The organism is Microbacterium sp. FW305-3-2-15-F-LB2 (genome assembly GCF_058787255.1).
Map to the genome: position 1 here is coordinate 2,856,060 of NZ_JBYSZO010000001.1, position 24,177 is coordinate 2,880,236.

Annotated in this window: 23 protein-coding genes; 14 read left to right on the forward strand and 9 right to left on the reverse strand. The window is 71.8% G+C overall.

The features are described 5' to 3' along the window. Positions 1-38: 38 nt before the first annotated feature. Positions 39-467, reverse strand: a complete 429-nt coding sequence (locus AC3WLZ_RS13890; protein ID WP_492470424.1) for a YdeI/OmpD-associated family protein — start codon at positions 465-467, stop codon at positions 39-41. 294 nt (positions 468-761) lie between these two features. Here AC3WLZ_RS13890 and AC3WLZ_RS13895 point away from each other — a divergent pair, with 294 nt between their 5' ends. The 4 genes from AC3WLZ_RS13895 (at position 762) to AC3WLZ_RS13910 (ending at position 3,441) form a co-directional block, all read left to right on the forward strand. Further along, positions 762-1,169, forward strand: coding sequence for a DUF4383 domain-containing protein (locus tag AC3WLZ_RS13895; protein WP_412925497.1), 408 nt, complete (start codon positions 762-764; stop codon positions 1,167-1,169). A 2-nt stretch (positions 1,170-1,171) separates the two neighbouring features. Then, on the forward strand, positions 1,172-1,708 hold the full coding sequence (locus AC3WLZ_RS13900) for a hypothetical protein (RefSeq protein WP_492470425.1): 537 nt from the start codon (positions 1,172-1,174) through the stop codon (positions 1,706-1,708). Between the two features lie 160 nt (positions 1,709-1,868). Next, positions 1,869-2,693, forward strand: a complete 825-nt coding sequence (locus AC3WLZ_RS13905; protein WP_492470995.1) for an oxygenase MpaB family protein — start codon at positions 1,869-1,871, stop codon at positions 2,691-2,693. A 190-nt stretch (positions 2,694-2,883) separates the two neighbouring features. Further along, positions 2,884-3,441 carry a DnaJ family domain-containing protein gene (locus AC3WLZ_RS13910; protein ID WP_412925499.1) on the forward strand — a complete coding sequence of 186 codons (558 nt, stop codon included), beginning with the start codon at positions 2,884-2,886 and terminating at the stop codon, positions 3,439-3,441. 132 nt (positions 3,442-3,573) lie between these two features. On the opposite strand, the gene AC3WLZ_RS13915 is transcribed toward AC3WLZ_RS13910, so the two are convergent. Further along, entirely contained in the window at positions 3,574-4,191 is a 618-nt protein-coding gene (locus tag AC3WLZ_RS13915; RefSeq protein ID WP_492470426.1) for an aldolase/citrate lyase family protein, read from the reverse strand. Positions 4,192-4,398: 207 nt separating this feature from the next. Further along, entirely contained in the window at positions 4,399-5,847 is a 1,449-nt protein-coding gene (locus tag AC3WLZ_RS13920; RefSeq protein WP_492470427.1) for a cation:dicarboxylate symporter family transporter, read from the reverse strand. 144 nt (positions 5,848-5,991) lie between these two features. Between AC3WLZ_RS13920 and AC3WLZ_RS13925 the strand changes: the two genes are divergently transcribed. Next, positions 5,992-7,596 carry an ATP-binding protein gene (locus AC3WLZ_RS13925; protein WP_492470428.1) on the forward strand — a complete coding sequence of 535 codons (1,605 nt, stop codon included), beginning with the start codon at positions 5,992-5,994 and terminating at the stop codon, positions 7,594-7,596. Beyond that, positions 7,593-8,273: a response regulator gene (locus AC3WLZ_RS13930; protein ID WP_492470429.1), complete on the forward strand. Its 681-nt coding sequence runs from the start codon at positions 7,593-7,595 to the stop codon at positions 8,271-8,273. Before AC3WLZ_RS13925 ends, AC3WLZ_RS13930 begins: the two co-directional genes overlap by 4 nt. 17 nt (positions 8,274-8,290) lie before the next feature. Here AC3WLZ_RS13930 and ald read toward each other — a convergent pair whose 3' ends face one another. Beyond that, on the reverse strand, positions 8,291-9,376 hold the full coding sequence (gene ald / locus AC3WLZ_RS13935) for an alanine dehydrogenase (RefSeq protein WP_492470430.1): 1,086 nt from the start codon (positions 9,374-9,376) through the stop codon (positions 8,291-8,293). 152 nt (positions 9,377-9,528) lie between these two features. Here ald and AC3WLZ_RS13940 point away from each other — a divergent pair, with 152 nt between their 5' ends. Then, positions 9,529-10,002, forward strand: coding sequence for an Lrp/AsnC family transcriptional regulator (locus tag AC3WLZ_RS13940; RefSeq protein WP_492470431.1), 474 nt, complete (start codon positions 9,529-9,531; stop codon positions 10,000-10,002). A gap of 13 nt (positions 10,003-10,015) precedes the next feature. On the opposite strand, the gene AC3WLZ_RS13945 is transcribed toward AC3WLZ_RS13940, so the two are convergent. Further along, complete coding sequence (locus AC3WLZ_RS13945) at positions 10,016-10,879, reverse strand: NAD(P)H-binding protein (RefSeq protein WP_492470432.1); 864 nt, start codon at positions 10,877-10,879, stop codon at positions 10,016-10,018. A gap of 86 nt (positions 10,880-10,965) precedes the next feature. On the opposite strand from AC3WLZ_RS13945, the gene AC3WLZ_RS13950 reads away from it, so the two are divergent. Both AC3WLZ_RS13950 and AC3WLZ_RS13955 read left to right on the forward strand, forming a co-directional pair. Beyond that, positions 10,966-11,691, forward strand: a complete 726-nt coding sequence (locus tag AC3WLZ_RS13950) for a TetR/AcrR family transcriptional regulator (RefSeq protein WP_492470433.1) — start codon at positions 10,966-10,968, stop codon at positions 11,689-11,691. 153 nt (positions 11,692-11,844) lie between these two features. After that, positions 11,845-12,768, forward strand: a complete 924-nt coding sequence (locus AC3WLZ_RS13955; protein ID WP_412925508.1) for a hypothetical protein — start codon at positions 11,845-11,847, stop codon at positions 12,766-12,768. A gap of 22 nt (positions 12,769-12,790) precedes the next feature. Here AC3WLZ_RS13955 and mmuM read toward each other — a convergent pair whose 3' ends face one another. From mmuM to AC3WLZ_RS13975, 4 genes are all read right to left on the reverse strand, one after another. Beyond that, entirely contained in the window at positions 12,791-13,633 is an 843-nt protein-coding gene (mmuM, locus tag AC3WLZ_RS13960) for a homocysteine S-methyltransferase (protein ID WP_492470434.1), read from the reverse strand. Continuing rightward, a complete protein-coding gene (locus AC3WLZ_RS13965; protein WP_412925511.1) occupies positions 13,630-14,139 on the reverse strand; it encodes a MarR family winged helix-turn-helix transcriptional regulator in 510 nt (169 codons plus the stop codon). Before AC3WLZ_RS13965 ends, mmuM begins: the two co-directional genes overlap by 4 nt. A gap of 170 nt (positions 14,140-14,309) precedes the next feature. After that, a complete protein-coding gene (locus tag AC3WLZ_RS13970; protein ID WP_492470435.1) occupies positions 14,310-15,422 on the reverse strand; it encodes a glycerate kinase in 1,113 nt (370 codons plus the stop codon). Positions 15,423-15,535: 113 nt separating this feature from the next. Further along, positions 15,536-16,537 (reverse strand): LacI family DNA-binding transcriptional regulator, encoded by a 1,002-nt coding sequence (locus tag AC3WLZ_RS13975; RefSeq protein ID WP_412925513.1) that lies wholly within the window; start codon positions 16,535-16,537, stop codon positions 15,536-15,538. A 171-nt stretch (positions 16,538-16,708) separates the two neighbouring features. Between AC3WLZ_RS13975 and AC3WLZ_RS13980 the strand changes: the two genes are divergently transcribed. The 5 genes from AC3WLZ_RS13980 (at position 16,709) to AC3WLZ_RS14000 (ending at position 23,920) form a co-directional block, all read left to right on the forward strand. Further along, positions 16,709-17,995 (forward strand): extracellular solute-binding protein, encoded by a 1,287-nt coding sequence (locus tag AC3WLZ_RS13980; protein ID WP_412925514.1) that lies wholly within the window; start codon positions 16,709-16,711, stop codon positions 17,993-17,995. Positions 17,996-18,006: 11 nt separating this feature from the next. Then, the gene (locus tag AC3WLZ_RS13985) at positions 18,007-19,026 is read left to right on the forward strand and encodes a carbohydrate ABC transporter permease (RefSeq protein ID WP_492470436.1); all 1,020 of its coding nucleotides are present in this window, start codon (positions 18,007-18,009) and stop codon (positions 19,024-19,026) included. Next, positions 19,023-19,907 (forward strand): carbohydrate ABC transporter permease, encoded by an 885-nt coding sequence (locus AC3WLZ_RS13990; protein ID WP_492470437.1) that lies wholly within the window; start codon positions 19,023-19,025, stop codon positions 19,905-19,907. The genes AC3WLZ_RS13985 and AC3WLZ_RS13990 overlap by 4 nt, the downstream gene beginning before the upstream one ends. A gap of 5 nt (positions 19,908-19,912) precedes the next feature. Further along, a complete protein-coding gene (locus tag AC3WLZ_RS13995) occupies positions 19,913-22,210 on the forward strand; it encodes a beta-xylosidase/alpha-l-arabinosidase (protein WP_492470438.1) in 2,298 nt (765 codons plus the stop codon). 225 nt (positions 22,211-22,435) lie between these two features. Beyond that, positions 22,436-23,920 (forward strand): deoxyguanosinetriphosphate triphosphohydrolase family protein, encoded by a 1,485-nt coding sequence (locus AC3WLZ_RS14000; RefSeq protein WP_492470439.1) that lies wholly within the window; start codon positions 22,436-22,438, stop codon positions 23,918-23,920. Positions 23,921-24,177: the final 257 nt, after the last annotated feature.

Consider the following 24,177-nt stretch of genomic DNA (forward strand, 5'->3'; position numbering starts at 1 on the left):
TCTCCAGGCTATCGGTCGAGCCGGGCGGTCGACGGCGGTCAGGCCAGGGCGGTGACGATCTTCTGGATGCGACGCGCGCGTGTCTCCGGAGCCTTCGCCTCGGCCACGCTGCCCGCGTGCGCCTTACGCGTGCTCGGAGCGAGGGCGTCGAACGCCGCCCGGACACCCGCCGCGTCGAGGGCGGCCCCGAGATCCTCGGGAATCTCAACCGTGCGCTCGGTCGTGTCGAGCGTCAGCTCGACCGTGATCGGATCACCACCGGCAAGCCCCGTCGCCTTGCGCTTGTCAGCGGAGAACGGGATGAGCTGGCGCCCACCCATCACCGCCATCGTGCTGGAGTACACGTAGCCGTTGACGTCGACCTGCACTGCGGCACGTTTGCCGCCGCCCAGGGCCTCGACGACCTCGGGCGGGACCTCGATACCGGTGTTGTTTCCCATCTGGAACAGCGTCGTCTCGAACCTCATGCGGCGAGTGTGGCAGAGACGCGCGTAGGTGAACAGCACGGGAATTGCAATCCCCGGATTGTGATCGCGCCCCTCCCGTAGCGTCTCACCCGTTGCGGAGGGCCTCGGAGAGTACTCGGGGGCCTTCTGTCGTATCCGGGGGACGGCGGTCCGCACGCGGGCGCAACGAGCGGCGCGCGCTCGTCCTACAGCATTGCCCGGGGCGCCGCAAAGGCCAATCCGAAACAACCAGTGTCTCCGAAGATGTGAGGAAGGCGGCCGAGTGGCCGCTGCAAAAACTCTGGGAGGTTCATCATGAGCTCGTCACCGAACCGCATCGTCGCCACCGTCTTCGGCGCCGTCTACCTGCTCGTCGGTCTGCTCGGCTTCGCCGTCACCGGCGGCGTCGGATTCATCGCCAACGAGGGTGGCCTGCTTCTGGGCATCTTCGAGGTCAACCCGCTGCACAACATCGCGCACCTCCTGATCGGTGCCGCGCTGCTGGTCGCCGGCCTCGCCAACGCTCGCGCCGCCAAGGGCGTCAACACCACCGTGGGCGCGGTCTACCTGCTCCTCGGCATCGTCGGCTTCTTCCTCACGGGACCGGCCAACATCCTCGCGCTCAACGTGCCCGACCACTTCCTGCACCTCGCCAGCGCCGTCGTGCTCCTGGGTGTCGGACTGGGCACCGAGCGCAACGTCCCCCGCACCGCGGCGGTCTGAGCGTGAACGCCGCGACCTTCGTCCGGTCGTGGCCCTCCGTGTCCGCATGGGGGGCCGGGCTGATCCTCGCCGCCCTCGGTGCGGGTGCGATCGTGGGACCCAGCTCCGGGGCCGCCTCGCGCGGTCTCGGAGCGGGTCTGGTCGTCCTCGGGGTGGCCGCGCTCGTCTGGGGTGGAGCCGCGCTCGCCCTCGGTCGACTGGTGGCCCCGCGGGCGACGCTGGTGGGAGTCCTCGCAGGGCTCCTCACCTCGTCCGCCCTGATGTTCGTCCTGCCGACGCACACGAGCATCATCGCCATCGCGGCCGCGGCGCTGCTGCTGATCGTCGTGGGAGCGGCCGTAGCGGTGCACGTGCGGCGACAGGGCCGCGATGCCACAGACGCGACACCCCGCACACCTCAGCCGATGAGCGTGCTCGGGCTCCTCCTCGCCGCGTCGATCATCGCCGTCGTCGTCACGCCCGCCCTCGGTGCGACGCAGGACGCGGTCCTGATCCGCGACGACGGGACCGTCCCCGTCATCACCCACGAGGGGCACTGATCCCCCTCCCCCGGGAACATCCCCGACGTCGTACTACCGCCGAGCCCGATCGCTCGGACGGTGGCACGCTGGAGAGGTGACCCCCTCCCCTCCCGTCTCGGCCCGCGTCGCACGATTGCGCGCGAAGCTGCTCACCGCCCTCGCGGGGGACCCGACCGGGATGGCGCCGTACGTCCGGGCGATCGCCGAGGGCGATGACGGCGGCTATTTCGTCGAGAACGGTCCCGCCTGGACCGTCCACGCCGGAATGGGAACGCTGGTCGCGGGCATCCGCGCCCTGCTCCTGCAGGCGCTGCACCCCGGGGCCCTCGCGGGCGTCCACGACTGGTCGCGCTACCGCGAAGACCCGATTGGTCGCCTCACCGGGACCGTGCGCTGGGTCATCACCCTCACCTACGGCTCGAAGGCGCAGGCGGATGCCGAGACCGCCCGGGTCGGCCGGTTCCATCAGCGCGTGCAGGGCACCTACGTCGGCGGCGACGGGGGCGCGCGCACCTACACCGCCGAAGACGGCGACCTCGTGCGCTGGGTGCACCTCGCCTTCACCGACGCCTTCCTCCGGAGCCATCAGGCCTACGGCGGCGCGATCCCCGGCGGCACCGACGCGTATGTCGCGGACTGGGCCACGGCGGGACGTCTCATGCGCATCCCCGATCCGCCGCGGACCGAAGCCGCGCTTCGCGCCGAGCTGGAGGGCTTCCTGGACCGCGGCGAACTGCGCCGCGACGAGCGGGTCGACGATGTCGTCCGGTTCCTCCGCAAGCCGCCGTTCACCGGGGCGATGGGGCTCGCCTACCGCGTGCTGTTCGCCGCGGCCGTCGCGACCTTCCCCCCGCGCCTCCGGCGCCTCCTCGGGGTGCGCCGGTCGTGGCTGCCGGTGAAGACGGCGACCCGGATCATCCTGCGCGTCACGGAGCGGGCGCTCGGCTCCGGACCGCGGGCGCAGGACATGGCGCGCCTGCGACTGCGCCGACTCGGGCTGTAGGGCGGGGCGGAGGCTGCGCCGCCGGGGGCGTCGCCCTCGGGTGTTCGGCGGCCGAGTGAGCCCGTCCGGGCAGTGGCGGCCCCGGCAGGTCGGCATCCACTCCCCCGCAGGAGGTGTCGGGCTGTCCACGGCGCCATCGCGTCGCCGCCGACGTAGCCTGGAAGGACCCGAGCACACACGCGGAGGCGGAATGAGCGACGACCCCCGAGAGGCGGCCGAGCGCTACCGCCTGGACCGGCGGCTGCGGGAAGCCGGGATCGAACCCGAGTCGGCGGAGGCGACCGCACCGGAGCGCGGATCCACCGCGGCGGAACGCGCCGCGTACGTCGAGACGGCGATCCAGCAGGCGATTCGGCGCGGCGACTTCGACGACCTGCCCGGCGCCGGGAAACCCCTCGTCGGCCTCGGAGACGGCCACGACCCGGACTGGTGGATCCGCCGCAAGATCGAGACCGAGAAGCTGTCGGGGCTCGGGCCGCCCGCCCTCACCCTGCGAGTGGAGCACGCCGAGCTCGCCGATCGCCTGGACGCCCTCTCGCGCGAGCCCGACGTCCGCGAAGCGCTCGAGGATTTCAACCGCCGCGTCATCGAGGCACGTCGGCAGTTGCTCGGCGGCCCGCCCGTCGTGACACCGACGGTCGACGTGGATGCCGAGGTCGCGGGGTGGGCCGAGCGCCGCCGTGCCCGCACCGTCGAGGCTCCGGCGGCCGCGCCCCGACCCCGGCGCGGCTGGTTCCGGAGGCGCTGACGCCCGGGCGCCGAAAGCACACGATCGGGTCGAGTGCTCACGGACGGGACGACCGGAACGTGCGCGCTCGAGCGGAACGTGTGATCTCGCTGCGGCGGGGCGGCGGCGCCGGGGCCGCGCCGGCCGCGCGCGTCAGAGCCGCGCGAGGGCCTCGGCGCGCGACACCAGCGCGCGAGCGCGGGCCAGGGCGGGGGCGTACGAGCCGTCCACCGGGCCGTCGGGCACCGTCGAGAGCAGGGCCTGGGCCTCCGCGACCTCGGACGAGGCCGGCGTGAATCCCGCGTGAGCGCCGGCGATCGCGGCCTCCCGCAACGCCAGTGTCCCCGTGAACCCCATCGCGGCGGCGTGGTCCGCGGCATCCCGCGCCTGCTCCACCGGGCCGCACGGGCCGTCGATGGGCGGGGCGATCCCGGCCGCCGCCGACGCGACGACGAGTTGCGCGCGCGGCCACGACAGGGCGAGGCGGTCGGCCGCCATACCGGTGTCTCGGCGGAAGTCGCCGGTGCCGAACGCCAGACGTCGGGTGGCGGGGTGCGCCGCGATCGCGGGGGCCGAGAGCAGCGCCGCAGCCGACTCGATCATCGCCACGATCGGCACGCCATCGGGGAGGGACGCCGCGACGTGGGCGACGTCGGCGGGTCCAGCGCACATCGCCAACACCACGCCGGCGAGCCCGCCGCTGAGGTCGCGACCGAGCGCGAGGTCGGCCTCGCCGTCGCGCGTTCCCGCGGCGCTGATTCGCAGCCACACCGGGGCTTCCTCGGCGGCGCGACGGGCGCGCTCGCGCCCTCGGCCTTGCGCGCAGCGGGCAGCCCGTCCTCGAGATCGAGCACGAGGACGTCGGCCGCGGTGTCGCCCCCTGCCGCCAGCGGCGAGCGCAGCAGCCACGTGCGGGCCAGGTCCACGCGCGCGGGGGCGGGGCGGCCGAAGCCGCCCCCGCCGAGGAGTGCGTCAGGCTCACGAACGGCTCCGGGCCGCCGCCTCCGCCTCCGCCTGGGCGCGGAAGGCGTTCAGCGCCTGCGTGTCGACGGCCGAAGGACCGGTGCCGGCCTCGGTCGACGCCTCTTCCTTGGCATCCGCTGCCGGAGTCGTGGAGTGGTCGTGACCGGTGAGGAGCGTCTCGTCGAAGGGGATCCGGCCCGAGAGCACCTCGCCCACGCGTTCGCGGTCGTACTGCTTGGTCCAGGCTCCGATGAGGAGGGTCGCCACGGCGTTGCCGGTGAAGTTCGTGACGGCGCGGGCCTCGGACATGAACCGGTCGATGCCGACGATGACACCGACGCCGTTGACCAGGTCGGGACGGTAGGCAGAGAGGCCGCCGGCGAGGGTGGCGAGGCCCGCACCGGTGACACCGGCCGCGCCCTTGGAGGCGATGATCATGAAGATCAGGAGGCCGATCTGCTCGGGGATCGACATGGGGGCACCCATCGCCGTCGCGATGAACAGCGACGCCATCGTGAGGTAGATCGCCGTGCCGTCCAGGTTGAACGAGTAGCCGGTCGGGACGGTGATGCCGACGACGGGCTTGGAGACGCCGAGGTGCTCCATCTTCGCGATGAGGCGGGGCAGGCCCGCCTCGGACGAGGACGTGCCGACGATCAGCAGGTACTCGCGACCGAGGTACTTGATGAGCGAGAAGATGTTGACCCGCGTCACGGCGAACAGCAGCACACCCAGCACGACCGTGATGAAGAGGAAGCACGTCAGGTAGAACGAGCCCATCAGGATGCCGAGGCTGATGACGGCGCCGAAGCCGGTCTTGCCGACGACCGCGGCGATGGCGCCGAAAGCACCGATCGGCGCGAGCCACAGGATCATGCCGAGGATGCGGAAGACCAGCACCTGGAAGTTGCGGATGCCCTCGACCAAGCGCGCCCCGCGCTCGCCCATGCCCTGCAGCGCGAACCCGACGAGGAGTGCGATGAAGAGCACCTGGAGGATGCTGCCGCCGGTGAACGCCGAGAAGAACGTCGTCGGAATGATGCCCAGGATGAAGTCCTGCGTCGTCGTCGCCTCGGGAACGGCGTCGTACTGCGCACCGGCGATGTTCAGGCCCTCGCCGGGGTGGATGATGTTGCCCACGAGCAGGCCGATGCCGAGCGCGAACGTCGACATGACGAGGAAGTACAGCAGCGCCAGGCCGCCGATCTTGCCGACCGTGGAGGCCTTGGCGATCGAGCCGATGCCGACGACGATCGTGCAGAAGATGACCGGGGCGATCATCATCTTGATGAGGTTGACGAAGCCCTTGCCGACGGGCTCGAGGCCGACGGCGAACTGCGGGGCGACGAGGCCGACCACGATACCCGCCACGACGGCGACGATGACGGCGATGTAGAGCCAGTGGTTGCGGTCGATCTTCTTACGCGGCCGACCGTCGCGCGTGGTGCGGAGTGAGAGAGACATTCGCGAGTTCCCCTTTTTCCTAACGTCTTCGTTGAGTCCGGCGGGGCCGCCGGCGATGTCCCGACTCTGGACGAGCGCGGCGTCCGGGGCGATTTGTGGTCGTATTGTTCACGGCAGACCGGAACGAACCGGAAAGGGCACGGCATGCGACTGAGCGTGGGCGGACGGCTGGCGATGGTGTCGCTCGGCGTCGTCGTGCTGGTCGCGGGTGTCCTCGCCGCCCTCATGTCGGTGCAGCTGTCGGACTCCGGTCAGCGTCAGGCGGAACAGGTCACCCGGTCGGTGGCCGAAACGCTCGCGCACGAGCCGGACGTCGCCGCTCTCACCGCGGGGCGCGACTCCGAGACGCTGCAGCCCATGGTGGAGGCGATCCTCTCGGACGCCGACCTGTCGTTCGTCACGATCATGACTCCCGACGGCATCCGGCTGACCCACCGGAACCGGTCCGAGATCGGGCAGCAGTACCTCGGTTCGCGCGAGGAGGCGCTCGCCGGCCGCACCCACACCGAGGTCTACGACGGCACGCTCGGCCCGTCCGTCCGAACCATCACGCCCATCCGCGACGGCGGTGTCGACGACGGCGAGATCGTGGGCCTCGTCTCGGTCGGGGTCACGCTCGGCGCCGTGCAGGCCGACCTCGCCGCCCGTGTCCCGCTAATCGTGGCCGCCGCGGCCGGCATCGTCGGTATCGGCATCCTGGGTGCCCTGTACGTCCGCCGCAGCGCCCGGCGGGTCACCGGGTCGTACACGCCGCGCGAGCTCGCCCGGCTGGTGGAGAGCTACGAGACCGTGCTGCACTCGCTGCGCGAGGGCCTCGTCGTCACCGACAGCGACGGCCGGATCGTGCTCTACAACGACGAAGCCGCCGATCTGCTGGGCCTGCCTCCCGCGTCCGAGGGTCAGGTGAGCCTCGACCCGCGCGCGACCGACATGGATGCCGCGCTCGCCGAGGCCATCGCCACGGGTCGCCGAATGGTGGAGGAGACCGTGGCCACCGGCGACCGCGTCCTGCTGGTCAACCAGGAGGAGGCCCGCGACCTCGCGGGGCGCCGCGCCCCCGAACGCGGGCGCGTCATGACCCTCCGCGACCGTTCCGAATTGCAGGCGCTCCTCGGCGAGCTCGAGGGCGTCCGCACGCTCAGCGAGACGCTGCGCTCGCAGACGCACGAGCACGGCAACCGGCTGCACGCGCTGCTCGCCCTCCTCGAGCTCGGCCGCCTCGATGACGCTCGGCGGCTCATCGAGGCATCCACCGCGGGCCGGCAGGATCTCGCCGACCGCATCGTGTCGGGCAACGACGGCGCCGTGGTCGTGGCGCTGCTGCTCGGGAAACTCGACGAGGCCGCCGAGCGCGGCGTCGCCCTCGATCTCGACGTCGAGGAGCCGACCCCCACCCTCCCCCTCGCCCCCGCCGAGGCCGTCACCGTGGTCGGGAATCTCGTCGACAACGCGATGGATGCCGCAGCCGCAGGCGCCGAACCGCACTGGGTCCGGGTGGCCCTGGCGAGCACGGGACCCGACGTCGCGATCGAGGTGAGCGACAGCGGAGCGGGGTTCGACCCCGCCCTCGCCGACCCGTTCGCGTTCGGCGCGTCGACCAAGCCCGCGGCGGCGGCGGGCGGGCGCGGCGTGGGTCTGGCGCTCGTGCGCGACATCGTGGCGGCGCACGGCGGATCGCTGCGTGTCACCGACGCACCCACGACGGTGCGCGTGGTGCTGCCGGCTCCGGTCGAGGCGGTGCACGCGTGATCCGCGTGCTCGTCGTCGACGACGACGCTCTCGCGCTGGAGCTTCACGCCGCGTACGTCGGACGCGTCCCGGGGTTCGAGGTCGTGGGTCAGGCGGCGGGGGCACGTGCGGCGCTCACCGCGATCGCCGATCCCGCTCGGCCGATCGACCTCGTGCTGCTGGACATGACCATGCCCGACGGGGGCGGACTCGACGTGGCCCGGCGCGTGCGCGCGATGGGAGCGGGTGTCGACATCATCGCCGTGACGGCGGTCCGGGATGCCGCGACCGTCCGCGCGGCGGTGTCGACCGGTGTGGTGCAGTACCTCATCAAGCCGTTCACGTTCGCGGCGTTCCGCGAGCGGCTCGAGGCCTACCGCACGTACGTCGAGGGCCTGGATCGTGCCGCGGGAGACGCGACACAGTCCGAGGTCGACGCCCTGCTCGGTTCGCTGCGCACCGTCGCACCGACCCTGCCGAAGGGCCTGAGCGATGAGACGCTGCAGGCCGTCGCGGAACGGGTGCGGACGGCATCCGGTTCGCTGTCATCGACCGAGGTCGGCGAACACGAGGGCATGTCGCGCGTCACGGCCCGGCGGTACCTCGAGCATCTCGCCGACGCGGGCCGCGTCCGTCGCGAGCCCCGCTACGGCGGTCCGGGCCGCCCCGAGATCACGTACGCCTGGGTCCGTGCCTGACGCGCGAGCGGGCGCGCTCAGAGGTCGAAGGCCGCCCGCACGCCCTCGTTGACCACGACGCCGGCACGCACGTTGAGGCCCTTCGCCAGGGCCGGATCGGCGGATGCCGCGGCCTCCCAGCCCGCGTCGGCGATCCGCGTGATGTAGGGCAGCGTGGCGTTCGAGAGGGCGCGCGTCGAGGTGTGGGGCACGGCGCCGGGCATGTTCGCGACGCAGTAGAACAGCGAGTCGTGGACGCGGAAGGTGGGCGCGTCGTGAGTCGTCGGACGCGACCCCTCGAAGCAGCCGCCCTGGTCGATCGCGATGTCCACGAGCACCGAGCCCGACTTCATCGCCGCGACCATGTCGTCGGTGACGAGCTTGGGCGCCGCGGCACCCGGGATCAGCACCGAGCCGATCACGAGGTCGGCGTCGGCGAGCTGCTCGGCGATCTCGAGGCGGGTGGAGGCTCGCGTCTGGATCGCGCCGCCGAAACGCTCCTCGAGCTGGCGGAGCTTGGGCAGCGAGATGTCGATGACGGTGACGTTCGCACCGAGCCCGAGGGCGTTGGCCGCGGCGTGCTCGCCCGCGACGCCACCGCCGATCACGACAACCTTCGCCTTGGGCGTGCCCGGAACGCCGCCGGGGAGGAGTCCTCGACCGCCCGAGGCGCGGAGCAGGTGGTGCGCCCCCTCGATGATCGAGAGGCGCCCGGCGACCTCGCTCATCGGCGCGAGGAGCGGCAGGGCGCGGTCCGCGGTCTGGACGGTCTCGTAGGCGACCGCGGTGGTCCCCGCGGCCATCAGGGCGTCGGTGAGCGGGCGGTCGGCGGCGAGGTGCAGGTAGGTGAAGAGCGTCAGGTCCGGACGCAGCCGCGCGTACTCGGGAGCGATGGGTTCCTTCACCTTTACGAGCAGCTCCGCGCGCGCCCACGTCTCGTCCGCGCTCGCCACGATCTCGGCGCCCGCCGCGCGGTACTGGTCGTCGGAGAACCCGCTGCCCTCACCGGCGCCGGCCTGCACGAGAACCTCGTGGCCGCGATGCGCGAGAGCGTCGACGCCCGCCGGCGTCATGGCGACGCGGTTCTCGTTGTTCTTGATCTCGGTGGGCACGGCGACGCGCATCGGTCTCTCCTCTGAGTGGTGGTGGCAGGAAGAATCGCAGAAATCTCTGTTTCCGTTGCGTTAATCCGCAGATTCTTCGAAATGGATGCCACGTGCGCCGGTATTCTCGCCAAGAAGCCGCCTCACCCGATCTACGAGCCGAAGGATCTGCGATGACCGATGACGAACTGCACCCGCTCGATGCGCGGATCATCGAGATGCTCTCCGCGGACGCCCGGATGACGAACGCCGCCCTCGCTGACGCGCTCGGGGTCGCGGCATCCACCGCTCACACCCGAGTTCGCGCCCTCGTCGACCGCGGGCTCATCGCGGGCTTCCACGCCGCCGTCGACCAGAGCCGTCTCGGCCGGGGCCTCCAGGCCATCGTCGGCGTGACGCTTCGACCCGGGCAGCGTCACGAGAGCATCCGCGCCTTCGCGCAGGAGATCCGTCGGCATCCGGACGTCATCCAGTTGTTCTTCCTCGGCGGGGCCGACGACTTCCTGGTCCACATCGCCGTCGACGACTCGTCAGCGGTGCGCCGCTTCGTCGTCGATCAGCTCTCGGCGCGGCACAGCGTGGCATCCACGCGCACGAGCATCATCTTCGAATACCACCGCAACGCCCTGGCAGCCGATTTCACCTGATCTCGCGTCGACGTCACGTCATAGAACGGTCGGGTAGCGCGAGAGCCTCCCGCACCGACAGCGGTTCCCTGCCGAGGAGGGTGCCCAGAAGCGGATCCGTCCCGGCGAAGAACCCTCGTTCCGCCGCCTGGAAGATGGTCAGCGAGAACCTCGCCCGCATCTCCGGCTGCCCCGCCTCGACAGCGAGACGGACCCAGTGCTCCGCATCGACGATCTCGACGTCGATCGGCCCTCCCGCCACCTCGGACGCGGGCCCCGCCAGATCGGCGAAACGCGGGGCCGCGGGAGCCGTCAGCGTCACAGGCCCATCGGGGATGCCCGCCCCGCCCAACAGCACCGCCGCAGCCTCGGCGACATCGTCGCGCGAGGTCCACGAGACCGGCCCGTCCGCCGGGACGGCGATGCGGCCGTTCGAACGCCACGATCCCAGGAGCCAGTCGAGGCTATGAGCGTAGAAGCCGTTCCGCAGTGCGGTCCAGCTCGCTCCGGAGCCCGCCAGGAGCGCCTCGGTGGCGGCGTGGACACGGGCCGGCGGAAACGGCGAGTCGGTGTGGGCACCCTGGTGGCTGGTGTAGAGAACCCGACCGACTCCGGCCGCCACCGCGGCCTCGATGGCGTTCCGATGGAGAGCCACGGTGTCGCCACCCGGATCGTTGGACGAGACCAGGAGGACCCGGTCCGCTCCCCGGAACGCCTCACGGAGACCGGCGGGATCCTCGTACCGCCCCGCGCGGACCGTCGCACCCGCACGCGCGAACCGCTCGGCCCGCTCGGGATCGCGCGCGATGATCGTGAGCTCGGAGGGGGGCACGATGCGAAGCAGATGCTCGACGGTGCGGCCGTTGAGGGCTCCCGTTGCCCCGGTGATGGCGATCATTGTCCGACCCTTCTCGATATCGGTGGAAACGCTCAAAACGTATCATTGATATCACCTTGATAGCAACGGATCGTTATCATCGATACATGTCCGTGCCCACCGTTCGTGACGATGTCCGCGAGCGCATCATCGCCGCTGCCGCACAGCTCCTCGAAGACGAGGGGGTGTCCGCGGTCACGACGAGAGCGGTGGCCGAACACGCCAGCACACAGGCCCCCACGATCTACCGCCTCTTCGGCGACAAGGACGGACTGCTCGACGCCGTCGCCGAACACGCGCTGGCGCAGTTCAGCGCCGCGAAGGCCGCCGCCCTGTCGACATCCGCCGACCCCGTCGACCCGGTCGAGGAACTCCGCGCGAGTTGGCGAGAGACCGTCAGTTTCGGGCTCGCCCACCCCGACCTGTTCCTCATCATCAGCGACCCTCGCCGCGGGCGGGACTCCGCTGCCATGGTCAGCGGGATCCGCGTGCTGGAAGAGCGGCTGCGCCGTGTCGCCGCGGCGGGGCGCCTGCGGATTCCCGTCCCGGATGCCGTGACCCTCGTCCACGCGGCCGGGACCGGGGCGGTGTTCGCACTTCTCGAACAGGACGTTGCGGCTCGCCGCCTGAACCTCGCCGAAACTCTCATGGAGACCGTCCTCGCGGGCATCCTCGTCGACACCCCGCTCCCCCGAACGGACGCGGTGGATTCCCCCGCCCGCGCCGCGGCCGTCACACTGCGGGCGACGGCCCACGATCTCACCGCCCTCTCCCCCTCCGAACAGGCGCTCCTGTCCGAGTGGCTCGATCGGGTGATCGACACCGCGGAGTGAGGCCGCGAGCCGTGACACCGTCGGGCCGCGGTTCCGCACGCGGATCCCGCGGGGAAGAGCACGGCAGCCCCCTCGCGGCGCACCTCGGCGGACGGCGACTCCCGGCCGGTAAGGTGGCGGGACCGTGCACCGCCGCGCGGGAGGGGGAGAGTGATGCTGCTGACGATCGGCCTCGCCGCCATGTGCATCGGCGTCGCCGTCAGCGTGGTGGGGATCGCCCTGCCCCGCGCGTCCGCGCCCGTCCCGTTCACCACTTTCCTGCAGTACGCGACCATGGCCGGCATCTTCTCCATCGGGTCGACCGTGATGTACGTCGTGCACCGATACGACGGCGCACGACTGGCACTGTCCGTCGGGGACGCCGGCATGGTGCTCGCGGCCGGAACGATGACCGTCGCCGTCGCGGCGCTGTCGACGCGACGCCGTCGTGCCGCTCTCGGCGTCGTCGCGGCCATCGCGATCACCACGGGGATCTGCACCGCGACCACCGGCGAGGACACGTCTCTCGTGATCAAGGCCGGGGTCCTCACGGTGGTGAGCGGCGCCTGCGCGCTGGCCGCCGCTCGTTCCCCGGTGGTTCCGCGAAGGCCCGCACGCCTGCTCGCCCTCGCGATGGGCCTCTACGCCGTGTACTCGGCGGCGCGCGCCGTCGTAGGGGTGACGACCGGATGGGCGGGTCCGGTGGGGGCGGTGTTCCGCTCCTTGGAGATCGGCGCGGCGATCGCCATCGCCACCGTCCTGGTCTGCGGGCTGACCGTCATCCTGTCCCTCGGGTCGGCGACACGACTGTCGGACAGCGATCCGCAGGAGCTCACGGTCATCGCCATCAGCGACGCGCGCCTCGTGGCGGCCGCGTACGGACCCGATCGTCTGAGGTCGCTCGTGGACGAGCTGCGGGTCGCGGCCCACGCTCTCGACGATCGTGCCGTCGACGTCCGACACGGCGTGGCTACGGCCCTGCCGTCGGCACTGTCGACCCTCGGCGACCAGATGCAGAACGCCTTCGGATGGAACCCCGAAGAGATCGCGCTCCTGGGCGAACGCGGCGGCCGGCGCGGCCGGATCGATCAGCACTGAGGGTGCGGCGCCGGGGCGCTGCTCAGCTCAGAGCAGCAGCGATCGCGGAGATGTCCGCCGGGGTCGAGCGGCAGCATCCGCCCACCAGCCGCGCACCGGCGGCCACCCACCTCGGGGCGGCGTCGGCCAACGGCACCGCGCCGCCGTGCCAGGTACGGGTCGAGGCATCCCACCGCTCCCCGGTGTTGGGGTAGGCCACGAGCGGGACGTCGGGCGCTTCGGCGAGGGCGGGGCCCACACTCTCGGGAGCGCAGCAGTTCACCCCGACGGCGATCACTCCGGGGATGGATGCCGCCGTCCGCAGCGCCCCCGCCAGAGCATCGGGAGCGGCGAAGCCGACGCTGTCCGCCGACAGACTCACGAAAGCGGGCACCTGCAGGTCGGCGAGCTCGATCGCGAGCGCCTCCACCTCGAGCGGGGAGGGGACGGTCTCGACCGCGAGCAGGTCGGCCCCGGCATCGGCGAGCACGACGAGGCGGCGGTGATGCCGCGCGCGCAGCTGTGCGACGTCCAGCCCGTAGGCACCGGTGTACTCGCTGCCGTCGGCGCGCAGTGCCCCGATCGGACCGACGGATGCCGCCACCAGAGCGCCCCCGGCCTCGCGCGCGAGCGACACCGAGCGCCGCAGCAGCGTCTCGACGTCGGCATCCGGGATCGGACCGCCGAAGCCCACCTGGTACGAGGCCGTGATCAGGACGTCCGCGCCCGCCGCCGCGAACTCGGCGTGGGCGGCACGCACCTCGTCGGGGTCGTCGAGCAGGACGCGCGCCGACCAGAGCGGAGACGACACGTCGTTGCCGCGGCTCTCGAGCAGCGTGCCGAGCCCCCCGTCCAGAACGAGGGGACGCGTGATGAGGTCGATCACGCCTCGTGGGTCTCGCCGGCGGCGAGAACCCGGAGCACCCGCGCGAGCAGCGCCTGGTCGGCACGACTGACGTCCCGCAAGGCGTCGGCCTCGAGCCGGACGAGCTCGGTCATGGCGGCATCCACCTTCTCGATGCCCTCGGGCGTGATGGCCACGAGGATCGCGCGCCCGTCGGACGGATTGGGGCGACGGTTGACGAGGCCGCGTTCGGCCAGCTTGTCGAGGCGGTTGGTCATGGCCGCGCTGCCGATCATCGTGGCCGAGATCAGGCGTGTCGCGCTGAGCTCCGTGCCGGCGCGGCGGAGGACGGCGAGGACGTCGAACTCCCACACGGCGATGTCGGCGCTCGCGAACGCGCGGGCGCGGAGCTTCGACAGGTGGAAAGCCGCGCGGCGCAGCCGCGACATGACGTCCAGGGGCGTCAGATCGACCTCGGGGAGCAACTGCGACCAGGCATCGATGAGGAGATCGACCTCATCGTCCTTGTTGCTGGAGACAGTGGACACACAACGACGGTACCGGAGCCGGGGGAGGATGCGGCGCGCGCGGCGGCGGGTTGCGACGCGAGGGTGCGGGATGACGACGGGCTCGGGGCGGTGTCGGGGCGGTGCTGATGACCCCGGGGCGCCGTGTGTGGCCCCGTGGCCACACGCGACCGGGCGTGAACGCCGAACGTTCAGCCCAGGCGCCGCGCGAGCGACTCGCCCGCGGCGGCGAGCCATCGCGCGGGCTCCGCGAGCGCCGCTTCGGTCGAGCCGGCGAGCTCGACGAGCGAGACGGCCGCCGCGAACCCCGAGGTGTCGGCATCCGGGGAGATCCGCCCGGCGACGAGGCCCACCGCGCGCCCGCCCGCCCGCGCGAGCGCGGCGACCCTCGCCGGAGCCTTGCCGGTCGCCGAACTGGCGTCGAACGACCCCTCCCCCGTCACGACGACGTCGGCCTCCCCCACCGCGTTGGCGAGCCCGATGAGATCGGCGATGCGCTCCGCTCCCGGAACGAGCTCGGCACCCCACGCCAGCAGGGCGGCACCGGTTCCGCCCGCCGCCCCGGCACCCGGGTGGGCGGCGTTGATCTCCAACAGTGCCCCCGCCCGGGCGAGAGCGGAGTCCGCGTCGGGGATGTCGTCGGGCACGAGGCCCTTCTGCGGGCCGAAGACCGCCGCGGCACCGGCCGGGCCGGTGAGCGGGCTGCGCACATCCGTCAGCACGACCGCCCCGCCGGCCGGTAGGGCGCGCAGCCCCGAACGATCCAGCCCCGCGGCGACGCGCACGCCCCGCAGACCCGGCGCGACATCGAGGCCCTCGGCATCCGTGACGCGCGCACCGAGGGCGACCAGCATCCCCAATCCCGCGTCGGTCGAAGCGCTCGATCCGATCGCGACGACGAGGCGGGAGACGTCGTGATCCAACGCCGCGGCGATCGCCTCACCGAACCCGCGCGTGTCGGCGTCGAAGGGCCGCAGGTCCCCGTCGAGCAGTTCGATCCCCGACGTCGACGCCAGCTCGACGACCGCGGTTCCGCCGGGTGCTTCCGGCGTCTCGGGAAGGAGGACCCAGGATGCCGCGACCTCGCGCCCGTGCGGACCCGTGACCGTGACCGGCATCCGGCGCGCCCCGGGCACGGCGACGAGGAAGGCCTCCCGCGTGCCCTCGCCGCCGTCCGCCATCGGCAGCTCGACGATCACGTCGTCGGCGCGCGCACCACGCCACCCCGCGGCGAGCGCCGCGGCTGCCGCGGCCGCGGAGATCGATCCCTTGAATCCATCGGGGGCGAGCAGCACACGCGTCACGCGCCGACCCTATCGCGGGGTCTCGCACCGCCGAGCGTCCAAGACACGCCGTGGCCGGTCGGCGACCCACGGCGTGTCGTGGACACTCACCGGGTGAGCGGCACGAGCGACGCTCAGCGCGGCGGCGGCGGTGCGGTGGTTCCGCGGGCGACGAGGCGCGTCGCGAGCTGCAGGTGCGTCTCGGGCAGCTCCTCCCCGGCGAGCAGCGCCAAGACCATGCGCACGGCTTCCGCGCCGAGGATCTTCATCGGCTGGCGCACGGTCGTCAACGGCGGCTGAGCACGAGCGGCCTCGGGCACGTCGTCGAACCCCACGACGGACAGGTCGTCGGGAACACGCAGGCCCCGCTCGGCCGCGACGCGCACGATCGACAGCGCCGAGAGGTCGTTCGCGGCGAACACCGCGGTCGGCGGATCGGGCAGGGCGAGCATGGCCTGCGCCGCCTCGCGGGCGACATCCTGCTCGTAGTGCCCCTGCCCCACCAGCGCCGGATCGAAGGGGATGCCGGCGGCGGACAGGGCCTCGCGATACCCCGAGGCGCGGGCGACCGCCGACCGCAGGTCGGGTCGCCCCGCGATGAAGCCGATGCGGCGGTGGCCGAGCTGCACGAGGTGGTGGACGGCCTGCTGCGCCCCGGTGAAGCTGTCGGACTCGACGGTGGGGAGGTCGGCGCGGCCCGTGTGGGGGTCGATCGCGACGATGGGCACCTCGGCGGCGACGTTGACGACCGTGGGAGTCACGAGGATCGCCGCGTCGATGAGCGTCCCGCTGAGGCGGCTGAGGGAGCGCCGCTCCCACCCCTCGCCGTCGCGCCGCGCCCCGGTGTACGCGAGGAGGTCGTATCCGGTGTCGGACAGTGCTCCCCCGACGCCCTTGAGGATCTCTGCCGAGAACGGCTCGATGTCGGCGACGAGCACCCCGATCACGCCGGTTCGGCGGGACCGCATGCTGCTGGCGACGAGGCTGGACTCGTACCCGAGGTGGCGCACCGCGTCGAGGACGCGACCCACCGTCTCCGGCGACACCCCGTAGCGACCGTTGACGGCCTTGGACACCGTGGCCACCGAGACACCGGCGGCCGCGGCGACGTCGTGGATGGTGACGCGGCGGGTCATGGCATCAGACACTAGCGTGGAAATCATTTTCGAAAACGTTTGACGATGCTGCGCGGCCGGGCGACACTTCTGACACCCCGGGCCGCACACCCGGACGTGAACGACCGGCACCGAAGCCGAAAACCGGAGCATCCCGCGGGATGCACCTCGACGAAGAGAAACGGGAATCACATGAACACGAGGAAACTCCTCGCCGCCTCGGCCCTCGCGGTCGCCGGCACCCTCGCCCTCGGCGGCTGCGCCGGAGGCGGTGGCGGACAGAACGCCGATGGAAGCGTCACCCTGACGTTCTGGCACAACTCCACCACCGGCGACGGCAAGCAGTACTGGGAGGACACCGCCGCAGCCTTCGAGGCGGCCAACCCCGGAGTCACCATCGAGATCCAGTCCCTCCAGAACGAGGAGATGGACGGCAAGCTCCAGACCGCGCTGAACTCCGGCGACGCGCCCGACATCTTCATGGCCCGCGGTGGCGGCAAGCTCGCCGACATCGTGAAGGCCGGGCAGGCGATGGACCTGACCGACAAGATCTCGCCCGAGGTCAAGACCGCGCTCGGCGGCTCGCTCGGCGCGTTCGAGGTCGACGGCAAGAACTACGGCATGCCCGTCGCGGTGCTCCCCTCGGGCATCTTCACCTCGCAGGATCTCCTCACCGCCGCGGGCGTCACCGAGGCGCCGGCGACCATCGACGACCTCGAGGCTGCGAACGCGAAGATCAAGGCCACCGGCGTCGCCCCGATCGCCGTGGGTGCCAAGGACGCATGGCCCGCCGCGCACTGGTACTACAACTTCGCCCTCCGCGCCTGCGCCGAGGACGTGCTCACCGAGGCAGCCGAAAGCCGCAGCTTCGACGACCCGTGCTGGCTGAAGGCCGGCGAAGACCTGGAGTCGTTCCTGCAGACGCAGCCCTTCAACGAGGGATTCCTCACCACCGCCGCCCAGCAGGGCGCGGGTTCGTCGGCCGGTCTGCTCGCCAACCACCAGGCCGCCATGGAGCTCATGGGCGCCTGGAACCCGGGCGTCATCGCCTCGCTGACCCCCGACGAGCAGCCGCTCGCCGACCTCGGCTGGTTCCCCTTCCCGGAGGTCCCCGGTGGTGACGGCGAGCCCGGTGCCATCATGGGCGGCGTCGACGGCTACGCGTGCTGGGTCAACGCCCCCGCGCAGTGCACCGACTTCCTCAACTTCATGGTGACCAAGGAGAACCAGGAGGCCTACGCCGACGCGTTCCAGACCATCCCGGCCTCGAACGAGGCGACGGATGCCGTGACCACCCCCGCTCTGCAGTCGGCTCTGGCCGCTTACACCGACGCCCCCTACGTGTCGGTGTGGCTGGACACCCTCTACGGGCAGAACGTCGGTAACGCCCTGAACGTCGCCGTGGTCGACCTGTTCGCCGGTAAGGGCAGCCCGCAGGGCATCGTCGACGCCGTCAACTCGGCCGCTTCGCGCTCCTGAGGAGGCCTGCCATGACCACCGTGCGCGATCAGCTCGCAGCCGAGAGCGACACCGGGGTCCGCCGCCCGGCCGAGGAAGGCGCATCGCGCGCCTCCTCGGACCGGGCGGCGTCCGGTTGGCGTCGTCGTGAGAACTGGCGTATCCGCGGCGAACTCGCGATCCTCCTGGGCCCCGCCCTCGTGGTGTTCGTGTCGTTCGTCATCCTGCCGGTGGCCCTGGCCGCCTTCTACGGGTTCTACAGCTGGTCGGGATTCGGTGCGCCCACCGACTTCGTCGGCTTCCGGAACTACCTCACGATCCTCACCGACCCCGCCTTCCACGAGGCGCTCGGTCACAACGTCTTCATCGTCATCGGCTCGCTCGTGCTGCAGGGGCCGCTCGCCCTCGGGCTCGCGCTGCTGCTGAACCGCAAGATGCGCGCGCAGTCGCTCATCCGCGTGCTGATCTTCGTGCCCTACGTCATCTCCGAGGTCGTCGTCGGCCTCGGCTGGGGCCTCATGCTGCAGTCCGGCGGGGCGCTCAACGGCGCGCTGGAGAAGATCGGCCTGGGCGCCCTGCGCGCCGACTGGATCTCCGATCCGGCGCTGGCGATCTGGACGCTGCTGATCATCATCACGTGGAAGTACATCGGCTTCGCCGTCATCCTCTTCCTCGCCGGCCTTCAGGGGATCCCGGAGGAGCTGTCGGAGGCCGCCGCCATCGACGGTGCCTCGTTCTGGCAGATCCAGCGCCACATCGTGCTCCCGCTCATGGGACCCACGATCCGCATCTGGGCGTTCCTGTCGATCATCGGCTCCCTCCAACTGTTCGACCTCGTCTGGATCATCTGGGGCCAGTACGTCGCCTCGACGGCGGGAACCTCGACCATGGCCACCTACATGGTCGCCAACGGCCGCAACGCCGGCAGCTTCGGTTACGGCAGCGCCGTCGCCGTCGTGATGTTCCTCATCTCCCTCGCCGTCGCCCTCATCTACCAGCGCTTCGTGCTCCGTCGTGACACGGCCGGCGCCCTTACGGGAGGCACCAAGTGACCGCCACCGCCACCCTCGTCGCGCCGAAGGCGCCGCGCTCGGTCCGCCGCGCCCCCGCGGGCAGGAACCGCTCGAGCTCGGTGATCGTGGGCTTCGTCGCCCTGCTGCTGATCGGCCTGATGCTCGCCCCCGTGGTGTACATCATCCTCGGCGGCTTCCGCTCGAACGCCGAGATCACGGTCGACCCCTCGGGCTTCCCCACCCAGTGGAACTGGCAGAACTACGCCGACGTGCTTGTCAGCGGCATGTTCTGGGGACAGGTCGGAAACTCGGCGATCGCGGCGATCGCCACGACCGTCTTCGTCGTCGCCCTCGGACTCATGGCCGCGTACGCGCTGTCGCGCTACCGCTTCCGCGGACGCGGCGCCGTCTACGCCCTGTTCACCGCCGGACTCATGTTCCCGATGACCGTGGCGATCACGCCGCTGTACATCCTCGTGCGCAACCTCGGACTGGCGAACTCCCTCGCGGGCGTCATCGTTCCGCAGATCGCGTTCGCGCTGCCGCTGACGATCATCATCCTGTCGCCCTTCCTCGCGGCCATCCCGAAGGAGCTGCAGGAGGCCGCCTCGATCGACGGGCTCGGACGTCTCGGGTTCTTCTGGCGCATGGTGCTGCCGCTGGCGGTTCCCGCGGTCGTCACCGTCGGCATCCTGGCCTTCGTCAACAGCTGGAACTCCTACATGCTGCCGCTGTTCATCCTCAACAACGAAGCCGCCTACACGCTGCCCTTGGGCACGCAGGCCTTCGCCTCTCAGTACTCGGTCGACACCGCCCGCGTGCTCGCATTCACCTCGCTGTCCATGATTCCCGCACTGCTGTTCTTCAGCGTCTTCGAGCGGCGGATCGTCGGCGGCCTCACCGGCGCCGTGAAGGGCTGACCCGCATGACCATCCACAAGACCGACGTCGGCGCACCGCTCACCCCGGGCGTTTCGGTTCGCGTCCAGGCGCTCGTGGCCGAGATGACCCTCGACGAGAAGCTCGCGCAGCTCGTCGGCTACTGGGTCGACCAGGGCGATGAGGTCGTGGCGCCGATGTCCGGCGAGAAGGTCACCTCGACCGACTACGCGGAGGCCACCGTGCACGGTCTGGGCCATCTGACGCGCGTGTACGGGACCCGTCCCGTCGACCCCGCCGAGCGCGCGGCGTGGCTGTGGGGCGAGCAGCGTCGGCTCAAGACCGAGACCCGTCTGGGCATCCCCGCGCTGGTGCATGAGGAGTGCCTCACTGGCTTCGCGGCGTGGAAGGCTGCGACCTTCCCGACGCCGCTCGCGTGGGGCGCGTCGTTCGACCCCGAGACCGTCGAGCTCGTGGCATCCGCGATCGGACGCTCGATGCACGAGGTCGGGGTACATCAGGGCCTGGCCCCGGTGCTCGACGTCATCCGCGACCCGCGGTGGGGGCGGGTCGACGAGTGCATCGCGGAGGATCCGTACGTGGTGGGGACGATCGGGACCGCGTACGTGCGGGGCCTGCAGTCCGCCGGCGTGCACGCGACGCTGAAGCACTTCGTGGGGTACTCGGGCTCGCAGGCGGGCCGCAACCACGCTCCCGTCCACGTCGGGCCTCGTGAGCTGCAGGACGTGTTCCTCCCGCCGTTCGAGATGGCGGTGCGCGACGGCGGTGTGCGCTCGGTGATGAACTCCTACGCCGAGATCGACGGGGCGCCCGTCGCCTCCTCCCCCGAGCTGCTCACAGACCTCCTGCGCCGCCGGTGGGGTTTCGACGGCACCGTCGTGTCCGACTACTTCGCCGTGGAGTTCCTGCGCTCGATGCACGGGGTCGCCGGCTCCCTCGGGGAGGCCGCGCAGCTCGCACTCGAGGCCGGGATCGACGTCGAGCTGCCCGGACCCGACGCGTATCCGCACCTCGCCGAGCGGGTGGCCTCGGGCGCCCTCCCCGAGGCCGTCATCGATCGGGCCGTCGCCCGTGTGCTCGCGGAGAAGGAGGACCTCGGCCTCCTGGATGCCACCTTCGACGACGCCCCGACCTCGATCGACCTCGACGACGCCGAGCACCGCGCGCTGGCCTACCGCCTCGCGGTCGAGAGCGCCGTGCTGCTGCGCAACGACGGCGTGCTCCCGCTGTCCGCACCCGGGCGCATCGCCGTGATCGGACCGAACGGCGACAGCGCCGAGGCCCTCATGGGCTGCTACTCCTTCGCGAACCACGTGCTCGCCCACCACCCCGGCACACCGATGGGGTTCGAGATCCCGACGGTGCGCGAGGCGCTTGCCGCCCGCTTCGGCGACGTGGTCCAGGCCGACGGCGTCGCGGTCGAGGGGACGGACGCCACCGGCATCGCCGCGGCGGTCGATCTCGCGCGTTCCGCGGACGTCGCCGTGGTGGTCGTCGGCGACCGCGCGGGACTGTTCGGCCGCGGCACCGTCGGCGAGGGCAACGACGCGGATTCGCTCGAGCTTCCGGGCCTGCAGCGTCGCCTCGTCGAGGAGATCGTGGCCACCGGCACCCCCGTGGTGATGGTCCTGCTCACCGGCCGCCCCTACGCGATCGGCTGGGCACTGGACGAGGCCTCGGGCCCGGCCGCCGTCATCCAGGCGTTCTTCCCGGGGGAGGAGGGCGGGCCCGCGCTGGCCGCACTCCTGGCCGGGGATGCCACGCCCTCGGGGCGACTCCCCGTCTCCCTCCCCCGCTCCGCCGGCGCACAGCCGTACTCGTACCTGCACCCGATCCTCGGCGGCCCCACCGAGGTCACGAGCACCGACCCGACGCCCGTGCGACCGTTCGGGTTCGGGCTGTCGTACACGACCTTCCGTCGCGAGCACCTGAGGGGGGATGCGGAGGTGCGGGCCGGAGACGCCTTCGCCGCGAGCGTCCGCGTGACCAACGCGGGCGAACGTCGCGGAGCCGACGTCGTGCAGCTGTACGCCCACCGCGCGGTGGCGAGCATCACGCGGCCCGTCGCGCAACTGGTGGCCTACGCCCGCGTCGACCTGGAGCCCGGCGAGAGCGCTGAGGTGCGGTTCACGATCCCGGCATCCCGTCTGGCGTACAGCGACCGAACGCTCCGCCGCGTCGTCGAGCCCGGGGACGTCGAGCTGCGGGTCGGTCCCTCGTGCGAATCGGTGGACGAGGCCGTGACGCTGCACCTCACCGGCCCCACGTACGAGCTGCGTCCCGACGACGCGCGTGTGGTCGGCGTGGAGGTGCGCCGGGCCTGAGGGCGGCGCCCCCGGCGCTGCGCTCCGCCCCAGCCCTCTGCCCCCCTTTGTCCGCGAGACTTCATCGCGCCGACGATTCCCCTGAAGGCTGCACGGGAGATGTCGGCGCGATGAAGTCTCGCGGGGTATCGCCCCACGGGGCGAGGGCGGCGGGGCGAGGGCCACGAGGCGAGGGCGGCGGGGCGAGGGCGGCGGGGCGGGGCGCCCGACGGGTAGCGTGGACGGATGACGCTCTCCGACGAGCCCACGGCGGCCTCACGCATGCACCACGAGAGTGGGACCGCCGGCGCTGATCCGTGGTCGATCGACCTGGAGCGCATCCAGTTCTCGCCCTACTTCTCGCGCCTGTCGGCCGTGACCCAGGTGGTGTCGCCCTCGATCTCGGGGGCGCCGGTCCACAATCGCCTCACACACTCGCTGAAGGTCAGCGCGATCGCGCGTGTCGTCGCGCTGCAGTTGAACACGCGCGCCGGCGTCGACGTGTGCAACCCGACCGTCGTCGAGGCCGCCGCCTACGCCCACGATCTCGGCCACCCGCCCTTCGGGCACCTCGGCGAGACGACCCTCGACCGGCTGGCCCGCACCGAGCTCGGCCTCACCGACGGGTTCGAGGGCAACGCCCAGACGTATCGCATCCTCGCCGCCCTCGACGTGGTCGAGAACGCCCCGCACGGGCTCAACCTCACCGCCGCGGTGCGTGCGGCCTCGGCGAAGTACCCGTGGTCGCCGGCGGTGTCCGCGGCCGAGATCGAGCGGCTCGGTCCGCCCCGTGGCATCCGTCGCGCTCCCGACGGCGCGTACCGCGTGCACAAGTACTCCGTCTACGACCTCGACGCCGACGACCTCGATCAGGCTCGGGCGGGGGTGGATGCCGAGCCGCTCCGGCAGACGATCGAGGGCGCCGTGATGGACCTCGCCGACGACATCGCGTACTCGGTGCACGACGTCGACGACTTCTACCGCGCGGGCATCCTCGACCACGCCCCGATCGCGGCGGAGTTCCGCGGGTGGCTCGACGACGTGATCGAGTGGCGCTCGCGCGACGACGCCGACGTCCGCGCGGAGCTCGTCCCGGGAGCGGCCCTGGAGCGCCTGCGCCGGAAGATGCGCCGCGACGACCCCTGGATCGCCGACGACGAGGCGTTCCTCGCGGCGGTGAGCGACGTGGATGCCGAGCTGGTCACCGACCTGCTCGCCCGACCGTTCGACGGGTCGTTGACGGCCGAACGGCGTCTGGCCGTGTTCACCGACCGGTGGATCCGCCGCTTCCAGGAGTCCGCCCAGCTTCGTCCCCTCGACACGCCGCGAGCGGGTCCGGTCACGCTGTCTCCGTCGGCGTGGCACCACGTCGAGGTGCTGAAGTTCGTCCACAAACGCTTCGTCCTGAGCCGCCCCGACCTCGCGATCCAGCAGCGCGGCATGAGCCGCATCCTCGCGCGGTCCGTGCGCGCGCTCGGCGAGTGGCTCGACGACGACCTCGACCGCGCGCGCACCCCGCGGCGCCTGCGCGAGCTCATCGCTCTCGCGCGGGAGCAGTACGCGCTCCTCCCGGCGGAACGTCGCCGCTCGGATGCCGAAGCCGAGACGCTCGCGCGCTCCCGCGGAATCGTGGACTACGTGGCATCCCTCACCGACGCCCAGGCCTTCACGTTGTCGGAGGCGATCTCCGGTCGCGCCGACCGCCTCTGGTCGCTGGGGCAGAGGCTGTAGCGCAGCGCCGGGTAGCCGGCATCCCTTGTCCCACTTATTGCCAGCTGGAGCCGCCCCAAACAGCACCTTTTGGGACACGCACCGCCAGAAGTGGGACGAGGGGTACCGCCGCCCGCACGCACGAATGCCCCGGATCCGCGGGCGTCCCACCACCGACGCGGATCCGGGGCACGGTTCGTGCGCCGGGGTGAACCGGTGCACAGGCGCGCCCCGGCGGGGACGCGCACGTGCCGCACCGCCCCGGGGCACGAAGCAAC